The 15,801-nt window shown below is 39.7% G+C and carries 14 protein-coding genes; 6 read left to right on the top strand and 8 right to left on the bottom strand.

Features of this window, described 5'->3' with window-relative positions; genetic code table 11:
• Positions 1-417 precede the first annotated feature (417 nt).
• Together truA and ASJ81_RS13065 are read right to left on the bottom strand one after the other, a co-directional pair.
• The gene (gene truA / locus ASJ81_RS13060; RefSeq protein WP_095644805.1) at positions 418-1,227 is read right to left on the bottom strand and encodes a tRNA pseudouridine(38-40) synthase TruA; all 810 of its coding nucleotides are present in this window, start codon (positions 1,225-1,227) and stop codon (positions 418-420) included.
• An 8-nt stretch (positions 1,228-1,235) separates the two neighbouring features.
• A complete protein-coding gene (locus ASJ81_RS13065) occupies positions 1,236-2,153 on the bottom strand; it encodes an ArsR/SmtB family transcription factor (protein WP_095644806.1) in 918 nt (305 codons plus the stop codon).
• Positions 2,154-2,341: 188 nt separating this feature from the next.
• Between ASJ81_RS13065 and ASJ81_RS13070 the strand changes: the two genes are divergently transcribed.
• A complete protein-coding gene (locus tag ASJ81_RS13070; protein WP_095644807.1) occupies positions 2,342-3,412 on the top strand; it encodes a formate--phosphoribosylaminoimidazolecarboxamide ligase in 1,071 nt (356 codons plus the stop codon).
• A 244-nt stretch (positions 3,413-3,656) separates the two neighbouring features.
• Here ASJ81_RS13070 and ASJ81_RS13075 read toward each other — a convergent pair whose 3' ends face one another.
• Positions 3,657-4,256, bottom strand: a complete 600-nt coding sequence (locus ASJ81_RS13075) for an NAD(P)H-dependent oxidoreductase (protein ID WP_095644808.1) — start codon at positions 4,254-4,256, stop codon at positions 3,657-3,659.
• A gap of 191 nt (positions 4,257-4,447) precedes the next feature.
• Between ASJ81_RS13075 and ASJ81_RS13080 the strand changes: the two genes are divergently transcribed.
• From ASJ81_RS13080 to ASJ81_RS13095, 4 genes are all read left to right on the top strand, one after another.
• Positions 4,448-5,785: an ATP-binding protein gene (locus tag ASJ81_RS13080; RefSeq protein ID WP_095644809.1), complete on the top strand. Its 1,338-nt coding sequence runs from the start codon at positions 4,448-4,450 to the stop codon at positions 5,783-5,785.
• A gap of 189 nt (positions 5,786-5,974) precedes the next feature.
• Positions 5,975-6,463, top strand: a complete 489-nt coding sequence (locus ASJ81_RS13085) for a 3-isopropylmalate dehydratase small subunit (protein WP_095644810.1) — start codon at positions 5,975-5,977, stop codon at positions 6,461-6,463.
• Positions 6,464-6,558: 95 nt separating this feature from the next.
• Positions 6,559-7,686 carry an isocitrate/isopropylmalate dehydrogenase family protein gene (locus ASJ81_RS13090; RefSeq protein WP_095644811.1) on the top strand — a complete coding sequence of 376 codons (1,128 nt, stop codon included), beginning with the start codon at positions 6,559-6,561 and terminating at the stop codon, positions 7,684-7,686.
• A 211-nt stretch (positions 7,687-7,897) separates the two neighbouring features.
• Positions 7,898-8,089 carry a hypothetical protein gene (locus ASJ81_RS13095; RefSeq protein WP_095644812.1) on the top strand — a complete coding sequence of 64 codons (192 nt, stop codon included), beginning with the start codon at positions 7,898-7,900 and terminating at the stop codon, positions 8,087-8,089.
• Between the two features lie 677 nt (positions 8,090-8,766).
• Here the strand turns inward: ASJ81_RS13095 and ASJ81_RS13100 are convergent.
• The 5 genes from ASJ81_RS13100 to ASJ81_RS13120 form a co-directional block, all read right to left on the bottom strand.
• A complete protein-coding gene (locus ASJ81_RS13100) occupies positions 8,767-9,378 on the bottom strand; it encodes an ABC transporter ATP-binding protein (RefSeq protein WP_095644813.1) in 612 nt (203 codons plus the stop codon).
• Positions 9,368-10,381 carry an ABC transporter ATP-binding protein gene (locus ASJ81_RS13105; protein ID WP_245860130.1) on the bottom strand — a complete coding sequence of 338 codons (1,014 nt, stop codon included), beginning with the start codon at positions 10,379-10,381 and terminating at the stop codon, positions 9,368-9,370. The genes ASJ81_RS13100 and ASJ81_RS13105 overlap by 11 nt, the downstream gene beginning before the upstream one ends.
• Before the next feature lie 184 nt (positions 10,382-10,565).
• Positions 10,566-11,423 carry an ABC transporter permease gene (locus ASJ81_RS13110; protein ID WP_095644814.1) on the bottom strand — a complete coding sequence of 286 codons (858 nt, stop codon included), beginning with the start codon at positions 11,421-11,423 and terminating at the stop codon, positions 10,566-10,568.
• Positions 11,420-12,412 (bottom strand): ABC transporter permease, encoded by a 993-nt coding sequence (locus ASJ81_RS13115; RefSeq protein ID WP_095644815.1) that lies wholly within the window; start codon positions 12,410-12,412, stop codon positions 11,420-11,422. Before ASJ81_RS13115 ends, ASJ81_RS13110 begins: the two co-directional genes overlap by 4 nt.
• 262 nt (positions 12,413-12,674) lie before the next feature.
• A complete protein-coding gene (locus tag ASJ81_RS13120; protein WP_095644816.1) occupies positions 12,675-14,312 on the bottom strand; it encodes an ABC transporter substrate-binding protein in 1,638 nt (545 codons plus the stop codon).
• 546 nt (positions 14,313-14,858) lie between these two features.
• Between ASJ81_RS13120 and ASJ81_RS13125 the strand changes: the two genes are divergently transcribed.
• The coding region (locus ASJ81_RS13125; protein WP_095642727.1) for an ISNCY family transposase at positions 14,859-15,801 on the top strand (943 nt) is incomplete at its 3' end.

Genomic DNA, 15,801 nt, shown 5'->3' on the forward strand with positions numbered 1-15,801 from the left:
TACTCTTTTCTTTTCTTTTCTTTTCTTTTATACTCTTTTCTTTTATACTCTATCGATATTTATTGGTTTAACAATTATTCAGCTTATGTAAAGTCAATTTACCGTCAATGATTTCAACTTAATTTAGATTTAAACACCAACCAGTGGAAAAAGAGAATAAATAGCTAACAATTGAGGAAAATTAATTTAGGGAGATACCTATTGAATTTAATCAAAGAAGGGGATTTATACTGTTTTACTGAGGATATATTGTTCTAGTTAAAAGATATTGTTTTAATTAAAATATGGTTTCAATTAGGATATATCATCTTAATTAAGAGATATTGTTTTGCTTAAAATAAATATTAGGTAAGTATGATCAAAAAAGTAAAATCAAAGTGAAATTCGAAACATTAAAAATCCATATAAAGGCGTTTTTTACTCATGGGAGGTCAGTTCTTCCAGCACTTCTGCCATAACCCTATGCCTGAGAATACGTTTCTGGTTCTGCTCACTTGCTCTTCTGATAGAGTAACTATCTTCAATCCATTCTATTTTCTCGTCATAATTAACTTTCAGCAAGGTCAATCCATATGCAGGAGCTGGTTCGATTCCTTCTTCATAAATATCCGGATTCAGCATCTGGAGCAACCAATCGTTATCACGCACCCCTTTTCCTATCATGAAAAGAGCAGTTACAATTTTCCGGACCATATTCCAGAGAAAACTATTTCCAACAACATCGATTTTTATAAGCTCTCCATCTACGCGAGCATCGATCCTTTCTATGGTTCGGATCGTACTTTTTTCTCCGTTGGTTCGCGAAAAATTTTCAAAGTCATGCGTCCCGAGCAGCAATTTTGAAGCTTCCCGGATTTTGGAGATATTATACTCTCTTCCGCTCATTACATAACGGTAGTGTCTGGAAACCGCATCTCTCCTGGCATCAAAGCTTCGGGACACTTTTGCGTGAGCCCAGACCCAGATTCCTGAAGGGAGTTCGGAGTTTATTACTCTTGGAATTGTCAGGTTCGGTTTATCCGTATCAAAAGCGATAACCTGCCCAAGGGCATGAACCCCGGCATCAGTTCTGCCGGCACAGGTATAATTTGCAGACTTAGGGCTTTCTATAATCCCGAGATTCCGGAGAGCCTTGAAGAGTTCTCCCTCCACGGTCTCGATATTGGGCTGGATCTGGGAGCCGTGAAACTCGGTGCCTATGTATGCAAGTTTTAAAGCGACTCTCATAAGAATCTCTACTTGGCTTTTTTCTTATAATAGACTTCTCTTACAATCAGCACGACTACTATAAAAACACACCCTAACAGGAACCAGAACCCAGGGTGAAGAGAAAGCGTGTCATAAAGACCGTGAATCCCGCTTGTGTGAGTTAACCCTTCGGGCTGGATAGAAGAGCACCCATGTACAGAGTTTAGACCATCAGGTGTGGACACTGGTACTTCAGCAACTCCCTGAGTCGGGCCAGCTTCCAATCCAGAAGACACATTTCCTGTTCCGGCTCCCAGGGCCTCATTGCTTGCATTCGAAGTTCCTCCTGACACTTGCTGGTCGAGAGCTATTTTCGGGCTTATGTTATTGCTCTCGTTTATTCCCATGACCATTTGATCTGGAGAAGAATTATCAAATGATTCCATTGTCCTCATTCTTAAAGGAGCAGTTGCATCAATGACCCTTTTTGCCTTCATATAAGCTGAAAAATACTCTATGCCCGCGGCTGCAAAAAAGGCAGCTACTATTACTCCGAGGTACTTTTGCAGCAGGCTTACGAGAGAGAGTTTGTCTATAGAGCTTTTCGAAGGGACAAGGACAATAAGTTTTTCAACTGACTCATAGATCTTTACCTGCCTTCCTTTCTGACTCCATTTTATTTGTTTGACCTTTATAAGATCGGATTCGAAAAGGGAGTCAAGATTATACTTGACAGTAGTAAGGGGAAGCTCCAGCTCCTCTGCAATGCTGGTTGCAGACATGCTTTTTTTCCCAAGCAACTCAAGAATCTTCATTGATGTTTCATTAGAAAGAGTCTGAGTGATCTTTCTGGATTCCCCATTTACAGGGAGAACAAGCACTCTACTTCCCTGTTCCATTTGTTCAGGAACCTGTAGTGGTTCGCCTGCTTCCGATAAGCCCTCTTGATCTTCAAATCCGTCCATGATTGCTTCCTTGATTAAAAACCTGTCTATTTTTAACTCAGAGTATACCTTAGTTTGCACGAATCAATATAAAGTTTTATTTTTATGGCAAAATACTCATTCACTACTAAGTCCGGATATAGAATTCAGACCTTAACCTTAAATAGAACATTGTATATACTAATCTAAATTTTCCGCTGGTACCAATCATGATAACAAAACAGCAGGTTCTTGAATTTTTGAAAAATTACGATTTAGAAAACATTACAATTGCAACAATTTGCTCCCACTCGAGCCTTCAGATTTTTGACGGAGCTAGGAAAGAAGGCTTCAGAACCCTGGGAATCTGCGTCGGCAAGCCTCCAAAATTTTATGAGGCTTTTCCCAAAGCAAAACCCGATGAGTATCTTATCGTCGATAGCTATGCCGATATAATGAACAAGGCTGAGGAGCTTAGAAAGAAAAACACCATCATTATTCCACACGGTTCAGTAGTTGCTTACCTTGGTACGGAAAATTTTGCAGATATGGCCGTACCCACTTTCGGAAACCGGGCTGTGCTTGAATGGGAGTCGGATAGGGATAAGGAGCGTGAGTGGCTTCTTGGGGCAGGCATTCATATGCCTGGGAAAATCGATGATCCTCACGACATCAATGGGCCTGTAATGGTCAAGTACGATGGGGCAAAAGGAGGAAAAGGTTTCTTCGTTGCAAAAACCTACGAAGAGTTCAACGAACTTATAGACCGGACCCAGAAATACACAATTCAGGAATTTATTACCGGAACCCGTTATTACCTGCACTATTTCTACTCCCCGATCCGAAACGAAGGATATACCTTAAGCCAGGGAAGCCTTGAACTTCTGAGCATGGACCGCAGGGTAGAATCCAATGCTGATGAAATCTTCAGGCTCGGCTCACCCAGAGAACTCATAGAAGCAGGAATCCGTCCGACATATGTAGTCACAGGAAACGTTCCTCTTGTAGCAAGAGAATCCCTCTTACCTCTCATCTTCTCTCTTGGAGAAAGGGTAGTTGAACAATCTCTTGATCTCTTTGGCGGGATGATAGGGGCTTTCTGCCTTGAGACTGTCTTTACGGATACTCTTGAGATTAAAGTCTTTGAGATCTCGGCCAGGATTGTTGCAGGGACAAACCTTTACATTTCAGGTTCTCCTTATGCCGACCTGATAGAAGAAAACCTCTCAACCGGAAGAAGAATAGCCAGGGAAATCAAAATAGCAGCTCAGACAGGCCAGCTGGATAAGATAATATCCTGATACCGTGAGCAAGTAATAGTACCCTCAAGAAAGTGAACTCTTAAAGATATAATTTGATAATTTTAAGTGTTCAAACTCTAAAATTAAACGGTACTATTTAACTTTTTGATTTTTAACTTTTAACTTTTTGATTTTTAACTTTTAACTTTTTGATTTTTAACTTTTTCTCCAAATTATTAATCTTTTCTCCAAATTATTAATCTTTTCTCTTAAATTTTAATTTTGATGTTTCAAACAAGTTTTTTCAGAATTTATGGGGGAAATACATATCTACTGTTTCCTTCACTTCTTTTAACCAACCTAACCGTTCTTCAAGCTTACTGGTAACTATAACCCCAAACATTTTTCTATGAAAGTTTTTTACTCCACAGAAATCGAAAATGCAGTTTTTCCATAATATTTCAAGCGGATCCCCAAACATTTGCAGTTCCCGTTCTCTCGGTGTGTTTGATGTGTTGAATACTAAAGCCGTTTCTGCTTTTAACAGTCCTGTTGGTATTCCTTCACCACTATCTTCTTCTTTAAATTCATATGCTACTCCAGCACGTATTACCCTATCTATCCATCCTTTTAAAATCGCAGGTGGTTGCCCCCACCAGTTAGGGTGAACTATAACAATCCCTTCAGCCTTGCTAATTTCGTTGCAGTGTTCTGTTATTATTCCTTCTAAAGAAGCGCCTTTAGGGATTTCCTGACCTGAAAGGATCGGATCAAATTTTTCCTCATAAAGATCGTGAAATAAAACTTCATGCCCGTTACTTGCAAGGGTTTCTATAACGGTATTTGCAATCGCATGATTAAAACTACCTTTACTTGGATGTCCAAGAATTACCAGTATATTCATCGAACTTTGCCTTCCTATCCTGTGAATATATGCTTTACTGATGATGTCACATATCTACGTGAGCTTTAGACTTTTCCAGATATCATCCTCATATGGAAGAAAAAAATTATGAAAAAGATCAAAGTGGGGATTTTTATTTTAAGTTCTGGGAAATAAATTATTTTAAATAGTTTTCAGTCCGATACTATTTGATGCAAAAAATCGAAAATAAAGAACTCAGTCCTGTTTTTGGAGGAAAAATCACAGGGAAGCTACGTGTGCTTGGAAGTGAAGAGAATCCCGGGAAGGGACTGTTATCGATTGGAAATTACATGGCACTTGACCACTCTCGGGGAGCAGCCGTTTACCTTGATGCCCTGAAGCCTCATGCTATTTTGATTTGCGGGAAAAGAGGATACGGAAAATCCTATACTATGGGCTGTTTGCTTGAAGAACTCGCTTTTCTTGAGCCTACTATTAAGAAAAAACTTGCATCCGTTGTTATTGATACTATGGGGATTTTCTGGACACTGAAATATCCAAACGCTTTTGAAGCGCAGAGGCTTAAAAACTTGGATCTCACTCCAGCCGGGCTAGAGATAGAGATTTTCGTGCCTGAGGGCAAGGTCGAAGCTTACAGGAAACGGAATATCGATGTAAAGCCATTTTCCATTCCGATAAGAGAACTTTCAGGAAGCCAGTGGTGCAGGATCTTTAACATCGAGGAAGTTTCTCCTCCTGGGGTTCTGCTGGTAAGGGCAATCGAATCCTTCAGGGAAAAAGGAGAAGCATATTCTTTTGAGGAAATTCTCAGCGAGATTGCTCGGGATCCTCACTCTGACGAAGCTTCGAAAGGAGCTGCAGAGAACTATTTCAGGGCAGTAAATTCCTGGGGCCTATTCTCAAAAAAAGGGATAAAACTGTCAGATATCGTATCAGGGGGAAGAACAGCTATCCTTGATGTGAGTACGCTTGAAGACGAAAACATCTGCGCTGCAGCCGTATCAATTATTGCAGGTAGGCTTTATGAAGCAAGACTTGAGGCAAGAAGAATCTATGAAAAAAAACTTATGGGGGAAAAAACCGATGAAGAAGAATTTCCCATGGTCTGGCTCTTTATAGATGAAGCTCACATTTTCATACCCGCAAAGACTGAAGGCCTTGCCTCAAAAGTGCTTATTAACCGCTGCCTCAGACAGGGCCGGCAGCCTGGTCTCTCCCTTGTCCTGGCAACCCAGCGACCTGCAAGTCTGCACCCTGATGTGGTTTCCCAAAGTGACCTTTTGATCTGCCACCGCCTTACGGCAAGTGATGATATTCTTGCTCTGGAAACTTCACGGCCTCTTTATATGCAGGAAAATCTCCAGGCATATATTAAGAAGATGGGAAGTGAAAGAGGGGCTGCCCTGATAGTGGATGACCATTCAGAGTCAGTTCATCTTGTACGTATCCGTCCGAGGATAAGCTGGCACGGAGGAGGAGAACCAAGTGCTCTTGAGTCTCATAATGACGAAAAAAGCAACGGAAGTACTTTTCAATTACAAAAGTGACTCATTCTGTAAATTTCCCTGGGAAACTCAGGAGTCAGAGGATTTGAATTGTTAACTAATTTTTGGGTCCTGTTAGAAAATAATATAAATATTACCTGTGATACTTCAACCCTGTAAATGCAGCTAAATTCGGGCTGTAGAAAATTCTAATGTAGTTGCACTTAATTGCAACAAAAGACCGGTGATGTTATGAGAGGAAGAGCCTGGAAATTCGGAAATGACGTAGATACGGATGCAGTAATTCCCGGAAGGTACCTGATTTACAATACCCCTGAAGAGCTTGCAAAGTACACGTTTGAAGGCGTACGCCCCGAATTCGCAAAAAACGTTCATGAAAATGATATCGTGGTCGCGGGAAACAATTTTGGCTGCGGCTCCTCGCGAGAGCACGCGCCTCTTGCTCTGAAAGGAGCAAAGGTAGCCTGCGTAATTGCAAAATCCTTTGCAAGGATCTTTTTCAGGAACGCAATAAATATCGGAGTTCCTGTCCTGGAATGCCCTGACACTGACAGGATTGATGACGGAGATGAACTTGAAGTAGATCTTGCCACAGGAGTTATAGAAAATAAGACAAAAGGTGAGACCTACCAGGCAACCCCTCTCCCTGATTTCGTGCGTGAAATCGTGGATGAGGGAGGACTTATAGAGTATGCCAGGAAACTTGTCTCTGAACGCTAAAAAACAGGAAATCTGTCCTGAGACAACCCTGTCCGCGTTTGAGATCTCTCAATAAAAAAGGCAATTTTGCCTGTAAATTACAATGGAGTATAAATATGACGCAGTATAAGATTCCGGTCCTCCCGGGTGACGGGATAGGCCCAGAAATTATCGCCGAAGGCAGAAAGGTCATAGATGCTGCTGGCGAAAGATTCGGTTTTGATGTAGAGTGGATTGAATACCCGCATGGAGCAGACCATTATCTTGAGACGGGAGAACTGATTTCGGAAGAGACCTTAAAGGAGTTGTCCGGATACCCTGATATTTACCTTGGTTCCATCGGAGACCCAAGGATTGCTCCAGGTGTCCTTGAGAAGGGAATCTTATTAACTGCACGCTTTTACTTTGACGAGTATGTCAACCTTCGTCCGATAAAACTTCTTGACGGAGTATGGACTCCCCTCAAAGACAAAACCTCAAAAGATATCGATTTTGTGGTTGTCAGGGAAAATACCGAGGACTTCTACGTAGGAATAGGCGGCAGGGCAAAAAAAGGAGCAAGCAAAGACCTTCTTGAAGTAAAAAGAACGCTCTACTCCGCAAAATTCGGTCTTGATATCGAGACCGACAGCGAAGAAATAGGATACCAGATAGGCCTTATCTCCAAAGAAGGCACAAAACGGGTTATCGAGTACGCCTTTGACCTTGCCGAGAACCGGAAAAAACATGTTTCGTCCGTTGATAAGGCAAATGTGCTTTCCGATATCTACGGATTCTGGAGAGAGGAGTTCAATGCAATTTCTGCAAAACATCCCGGTGTTACTACAGACTTTAACTTCGTTGATGCCATCACAATGTGGTTTGTGAAAAATCCGGAATGGTTCGATGTTGTCGTAACCCCGAACATGTTCGGAGACATTATTACTGATCTAGGAGCCATGATCCAGGGCGGTCTCGGCCTTGCTCCAGGTGGAAATATCAACCCTGAAGGCACAAGCATGTTCGAGCCGATTCACGGTTCAGCCCCGAAGTACAAAGGACAGAACAAAGTGAACCCTATTGCCACAATCTGGGCAGGTGCAATGCTCATAGAACAGCTAGGAGAAAAGGAAGCCGCAGACACCATAGTCAATGCAATCCAGAAAAACATCCTGGATAGCAAAGTAAAAACCTACGACATGGGCGGCAAGAGTACAACCTCAGATGTCGGAGACGACATTGCAAGGATAATAAAGGGAGAATAACCCCTTCCTTTCACTTTTTTTCATTATTTTTGCTTCGTTATTCTTTTTTCGTACTTCTTTTTCACTACTACTTTTTCATTAACAATAACACATTTTTAAAATGTCTCTGTTTAAATATCCATATACGATTGAAAGATATAGAGAATATATTCAAAGTGTGATAATTAAATAGAAAGGTTTAGTTGAAAGGGAAAAATCAACAATCGGAGGCATGTCTATAATCTCCATTAGACCTTTTAGTGATAATGATAATCAAAGCTTACTTGAAATAGAAAGACTGTACCCACAAGGCGATGAAAACTGTGCTCTAGGCGTAGATAAGAAGGATATAATTGCCCGTTATAGAATGTATGACAACTGGAATATTTTTGTGGCAGAAGACGAAGGAAAAACTGCTGACTGAACCGGTTTGACTGTGAAATCATAATCGTCTTCCTGAAAAAATGAAAAGTAAGCATACATTGTTGAAGTGATAGTTCATCTGGAACTGCAGAATAAATTTAAATATGTTTGTTGCGTATATTATCATATGAAAATTTTTAATATGGTGATCGGGACATCAAATTTGTTTGATATGAAATGTGAGTACACATCGAAATGCACTGCATATAAAGATGATTCTTACACATGTACGGAAGCACTGGACAAAAGCTACTGCGGAATTTATAAACTTTTCTTGAAAGACGCCTGAAATATTATCCACAGAATCATATTTCGAGTACTGAGAGTTACCAGTTAAGCTGAAAAAACTTCTGTTTTCTTGTTTTATTAATATAATTTTTGTAGTAAAACCTGTGCATAGACTTTGCAGCAAATTAAAATCAGACTCAAGAGCTCTGTACTAAAACAGGTCTTTAATACTACATGGAAAAAAAATTACATTGGCGCTACAACCTCCAGCTAAAGCCGGGTTGTTTTTACGCTTCGTTATATTAAAACAAAAGGCTTCAAAGTTAAATATTGAATATTCTACCTAACGGTCAGTTCAATTTTTTATCAGATATTATTTAGTTTTTGTCAAACATTGTTTGGTTTTTATCAGATATTATTTGGTTTTGATCAGATATTGTTTGGTTTTTGTCAAACATTGTTTATGTCTTTTAGATAAATGGTATCGTGGCATAACCTACTAATTAAATTCCTGTCATGGCTTACGACCAGTACTCCGATGTTAAGTTCTTCGACAATGTTTAAAACAATGTTCCAGATTTGAGCTTGGGTAATGGCGTCTACCATTGTAGTAATTTCATCAGCTATTAAATATCTGGTTTTAGGGCTTAGAGCTCTTGCAAGGGCAAACCTCTGGAGTTCTCCTCCGGAAAGCTCATTGGGCCATCGGTTAAGCCAGTTGTTTTTTATTCCAAAGGCCTCTAAAATATCCTGTGAAACAAGATGTCCTTCGTTTAGAATATCTTTCATTCTCCATTTCGGATTTACAGCTTTTTCCGGATGTTGAAAGACAAGCTGGACGGGGTTATAACCTTTTGACGGAATTTCGTTTCCATCCATAGTTACTTTTCCCTGGTACTTAATTTCATAGCCTGCTAAGATCTTACAGAGAGTTGATTTGCCGCTTCCACTGTCCCCAATAAGGCCCAGTACCTCCCCGCTGCGCAAAGAAATATTAACATCTTTTAAAACCGGATCATTTTTTTTATACTCGAAACTTATGTTCTCACCTTTAAGATGCATTATTACACCTCACCACCCCTCCGTTGACCTGTTTCAATTGAGGAATTCCCCTGGAACATATAGCTTTCTTTTTGGAACATCTGTCATAAAAGATACATCCGTCAATGACTTCATCCTGCATCGGTTGATGGCCTTTGATTGCCTGAAACTTATTCTGGGGAAGAGCATTCCAGAGTGCACGGGTATACGGGTGCCTCAAGTTCTCACCATTGTTTTTAAAGTCTTCAACATTCGCTACTTCCAGAACCGTACCTGCGTAAAATACTGCGATTTTATGGGAGATTTTTAGTGCAGCCTCGATATCATGAGTTATGAGTATCACTGCACACCCCTTATCTGCCATGTCTTTGAAGTAACTCAGGGTCTCATTCAAAGTTTTATCATCTAAGCCAGGGGTTGGTTCATCTGCAATTATAAGTTTTGAAGAGCTTATTACGGCAGTGGAGACCAGAACTCTTCTGGTCATTCCTCCAGATAGCTCATGAGGAAGCATTCTTTCTACTTCGGGTTTTAAACCGTATCTCTGAAAAACTTCTCTCTGAAGTTTCTTCATTATACTTTCTTTTTCCTTTTCAACACTTCCTATTACCTGATTCGAGATTTTCATTAAAGGGTCAAGATAGGTTATAGCTTGCGGAATCAAGGCTATTTCTTTGCCTCTCATTTCTTTTTTTCTTTCCTGAGTAAGTTTTTTACCATCGTATTCCATCTTACCATCTAATTTTGCATTCAAAGGCAAAATTCCTAAAATCGCATGAGCCAGAAGACTTTTACCCGATCCGCTTGACCCTACGATAGCTAAAATTTCACCTTTATAAGCCTGGATACTCAAGTTAGAAATTACTTTCAGTTCAGTCTGCCTGAGTCCTGACGCATATTGAGTGAACGAAAGTGAAAGATCTTCTACTGTCAACAGAGCTTCAGTTTTTTTCCGATCTCCAGCAACTGTTTCAAGTCCAGTGGATAACTCTTTTTTAGGGTTTATTTCAGCTTTATTTCCCACATTTCACACTCTCCAGATATAGATTTAACATATTTTTGTCCAGTACACTTTTATCCAATACATTTCTAATTCAGCATATTTCTAATTCAGCATATTTCTAATTCAGCATATTTCTAATTCAGCACATTTCTAATCCAGCACATTTCTAATCTAGCACATTTCCAGTCTAATAACTGAAGAAAAATTATTCATGAGCAATTTTCGGATTTATCAGCTTTCCTAAATTTTCTCCAATCATATCAAACGCCAGGACTACAATTAACAGAGATAATCCAGGGAAAAACGCAAGCCACCAGTATCCTGCTGAAAGGTACCTCATAGATTCGGAAAGAATTATACCGATTGCCGGTTCATGTGGTGAAAGCCCGAATCCCAGGAATGTGACTGAAGCTTCGTGTAAAATCGCATGTGGAAACATTAAAATTGTGCCTAACAGTATCTGGGGAACCAGATGAGGTAGAATGTGTCTTGTAGCTATCCACCATTTTGACCTGCCAAGATTCCTGGAGATATGAATATACTCCTGGGTTTTCAACTGCTTGGTTTCTGCTCTTACGACCCTTGTTAAGCTCGGCCAATGAGTTAATGCAACTCCGGTGATAACTCCTGCTGCTCCCCCTCCAATTCCTATGGAAATAAGAACTATTAAAAGCAGATGCGGAATTGAAAGAAAGAGGTCTACCAACCAGGATACAAAGGAGTCTGCAGTTTTTCCTGCACTTGAAAGTAATCCCAGAATTACGGTCAATAGAGTGCTAATTGTGGAAGCGAGCCCTCCAACCAATATACTTAGGCCCAGTCCTTCCAGAGTCCTTATAAACATGTCTCTTCCCATCCAGTCCGTTCCGAACGGATGTTCCAGAGAAGGGGCAAGGTTTTTTGAGCCGAAATTGGTCTGTAGCGGCTCCTCGCCTAAAAACACGCTGGAAACCACAATTGCAAGCAATAAAAGTGAAGTGGAACCTATTATCAGAAGCGTTTTTTTCCTGAGGTTTAATCCTCCGAATAGTCCCCTGTTAACTGTCACAACAGCAGTACTCATACCAATGCCTCCTGTTGTTTTATCCTGGGATCAATAAATTCATAGATAATATCAGCAATCAGGTTTCCAAAGAAAACAAATAAAGTACTGAAGATGACTATTCCCAAAAGCAGCGGTACATCGGATTTCAGTCCTGCTGATACTGCAGTCTGTCCGATTCCGGGATAAGAGAATACCTGTTCAACAAGGACTGTGCCTCCGAACAATTCACTGAACCCTAAAAACTGCAGAGTAATGGCCGGAAGTGCAACGTTTCGAACTCCATGCCTCAAAATCAGATCCAGCCCTTTTTCACCTCTTGCTTTTGCAAATAAGACATAATCACTGGATAGAACTTCGATTAATTTTTCTCGAGTGAACATTGTAATTTTGGCAATGTCTAATAAACTCAAAGTTATCGCAGGGAGAATTAAACGCTTAAGCCAATCAAAAAACGTCACATTGTCGGCTGTAACCCCTATAGGTACTCTTAATCCTATTGGGAACCAGCCCAGATATACCGAAAACACTATTAGAAGCAGCAGTGCCAGCCAGAACGTAGGTGCAGCAGCCAGAGCATAACAATAAGTTTTTATTGCCTTATCAACCCACGTACCTTGATTCGCGCCCGCTATAATTCCTAAAGCAAACCCCATAATTCCTGAAAGCAGCCAGGAAATCCCCATCAGGATAAGAGAAGCTGTAAATCGTTCTTCAATGACGTCAATAACTGGAGTTCTATAAATTAGAGAAGTTCCAAAGTCTCCTTTAAGAATATCTCCGGCCCAGTTGAGGAATTTTTCCTGTGGAGGAGTGTTAACCCCCCAGTACGCTTCAAGTTTAGCTTTGTGCTCTGCGGTTACTGGCATCTCCCCAATATAGGCTCTAACGGGATCTATAGGCGAATACTGGATAAGCATGAAACTTGCAAAACAAACTATAATCAAAAGGCTTGTCAACCTGAGTGCTTTTTTTCCGATGAAGCTCGCTATTTTTTCATTGTTTGACACGCTACTCCCTCATACATAATTATTCTATAGTGGTGTCCATTTTAACGTGAATATTGGCCTGTGAACTATTTCTGGGGATTATTCAAGGTTTTTTTATTTATTAAACCAGAATAGAGTTAAATCCTGGAAAATAAACGTTTTAGTACCTTTTATAGTCAGTCATTAAACTCGACTGTTGATAGCAATAAAGGAAAAAGTGAGTAACTGAGCCTGCAAGATCAGAATTAAAGGCTCGGTTATCCATTAATTATCGGATAAAGTCTCACTTGGAAGTCGAGCTTGCTGTGTCTACTCTTTTCCATTCATAGATATTTCCTAAAACATCTGCTCCTGCATTTCTTTGCGGAGTACCCATATCCAGGGTTTCATCTGCCATGTAGAGGTAATCAATCGTTACCAGCCATAACCAGGTAGCATCTCCTGCTGGCCCAAAACCGGTACTTCCGTCATATGCAGCTAACTTCCAGTATTTTGTAGCCTGGTCCTGATCTGTTGACCTAAGAGCTGTTTCCAGATATCCGTCTACAATAGAATTATTATAAAGGCCAGGGTTCCTGTAGGTATCGTCAGCCTCTTTGCTGTGGTACTGCTGGTAGAGATTAAAGGTATCTATACTGCTGTAAGCGTATAATACAGCTGAACTATACTGGTTAGCGTAGATTTCGTCCCAACTTGCTCCTACAAGGTCTATTTTTATTCCTAACTCTTTAGCCTGTTCGCTTACAGCTACTGATAGAGCTTGCCTTGTCTGGTCAGTAGCAGAGTAGTATAACTTGAATTCAGCTTCAGTTCCGTTCTTCTCCCGAATTCCATCACCGTCGGTGTCTTTCCAGCCTGCGTTTTCCAGTATTTTTTTGGCTTCCTCGGGACTTGAACTGTTAATTTTCGCGTCAGGGTTCCCGAAGTCCCGCTGGTCTACTCCGGTATATTCTACGGCTCCTTTTCCGTATATGACTCCATCAAGCAGAGCTTTTCTGTCGATACCGATGTTTAAGGCTTTTCGAATTGTTATGTCTGCTGTGACATTATTGCCTATTGGGTCTCCCTTAAGGCTTTTTTTGCCTGTGTTATACTGCAGAGGGAAGGATAGTCCCTGAGCCCTTGCTGCCGGAAGATTTACTAACTTATATCCATCTACGGTCTGGTTTGCATGGCTAATTTCAATTTCAGCTATGTCCACATCCCCGGATTTTACTGCTGCAAACGCAGTATCTTTATCCAAAAACAGCATGGTTATTTTTTTGAAATATGGCTTTTTTCCATAGTAATTTTCGTTTAATTCTAAGATTGCCTGCTGCCCCTTGTCCCATTCTACGAGTTTATATGGTCCAGATCCTATCGGATTGGCTCCGTAGGTTTCTTTTTTATATGCATGTTCCGGCACAATCCCAACGTATCTGAGTCTCCATATGAAACTGGACTGAGGCTCTTTCAGCTTGAATTCAACTGCAGTGTTATTTATTGCCGTGGCTTTTTCGAGATTACTCATATCCAGTTCGGAGTTACTTCCAATTGCGGTATTAAACGTAAATGCCACATCTTCTGCGGTTAAGTTTTCACCGTCCGTGAACCTGACATCATCTCTAATATGCACAGTCCAGGTATTTCCATCCGAACTGACAGAGTAATTCGTAGCAAGATCGTTTATTATGCTTCCATCGTCAGCTGACTTAAAAAGAGTGCTCTGTAGAAGTGGCTCAAAATTCACATGCCCGCACCCCCATCCCAGAAGCGGATCAAATCCGGTTTCGGGCTCACCGGTATGCGAATTTACATTCACCACAAGTTCATCAGAGCCTTTAGAAGCTGGTTCATCCGAGTCCTCGGAAACGAGTTTATCCGAGCTCCCTGAAATAGATCCATCAGAAACATGGGATGACGAGCTAATCGGATGACCCATTAATGTAAAAATAAGGATAGCCGATATAATTATGACTCCTGTCCCTATCAGTAGATACTGCTGATTTTTCTGAATATAGACACCTCCTCTATTTTACCAGAGTCCTGAACATTTAAGCAAGAATTGGATTGTCAAGTAAGTATTTTTTAAACCTGTCCAGATGACCGGAATCTTTTATTAAATAACATTTTCTTGATAAAAATATGATATAAAATATTACTTTTTTCAGTAAAGTTAAGATAACACAATTAAAACAATTTACTATAAATACATTCCGAAATTTATGTATTACTAATTATTAGTCTTCAGGAGTTCAGTAACACTAAATAAAAAATTTTATGCATTTTTTTAAATTTGAAAATTGTCGATGCATTGTGTAGTGAGAAAGTATAATTTTGGCGACCCTAAAAGATAGCCAATAGCCGATAAATATATTTAAAATGAGACGATAGGACTCAGTTCCAAAATCTAGTGATGAAAGTAAGTGTAACATCACTACATAAATTTATAATTCTCTAATTATGTAATGATGTTACGGCAAAAACAATGGTAATTATAAATCTTACTCTTAATAACTTATCGGAACTCCCTGCTCTCTCATACCTTTTTGATAGTTATAGCAATGATTACGAATATACCACAAGAGGAATTTTTCGTAGAAAAATTCCTCCAGCCTGCCCTATTTGCAGTGCTCCTATGGTTCATAACGGCTATAATCTATACATCAAAAAAGGTCTTGGAAAAATCAGCATTGGTCGATACAAATGCCAAAATTGTGGTAGTACAGACGAAGAAGATCATAGTTTTTGGGAAGGTCTGAAAACTTTACTTTTTGATTCATTTAATAATTTTTTCCAGGTGCTCAGATACCATAAAGTTTCTTATGATGGAATTTCTGATATAATGAGCTTCATATTTCCAAGATCAAGAAGCACTATTTTTAGAACATTCAACAAAGAAATGGAACAGGAAAATGTTCCAATTTTAGAAAATGTACATATGGTGCACTATGACGAACAGCATCCAAAAGAGGGACGTTGTCAGAAATACCGTTTAACATTACTGGATGCAAAAACTCAAAGAACAATAGCAGATGAACTTTTTGAGGATAAAAGTTCAGAAACCATCAAAACGTTTCTACGAAAAAATCTAGATACATCAGAACCTGTGTTTATTGTTACGGATTTTGATAAGAGATACCCAGATATTTTAAAGGAAGTTTTTGGGGATAAGTTAGTGCATCAATACTGTTTGATGCACTTAAACAAGCTTATAGTTAGCGATTTTCCGAAGAAAACAACAATTGAACAGGAACTATTAAAATACAGGTTATTGAATATATTTTACAATCGTGAAAATGAGATTAAATTCCTGGAAAAAATTCTATCTGAAGAACTTAACGTAATTATGAATGAAGAAAAGCATCAAGAATGGAGTATAAAGGCAAAAAAGGAATTTAACCGATTTAGATATAAATTGAAGCTAGAAA

It is taken from the genome of Methanosarcina spelaei, from assembly GCF_002287235.1.
Lineage (GTDB): Archaea > Halobacteriota > Methanosarcinia > Methanosarcinales > Methanosarcinaceae > Methanosarcina > Methanosarcina spelaei.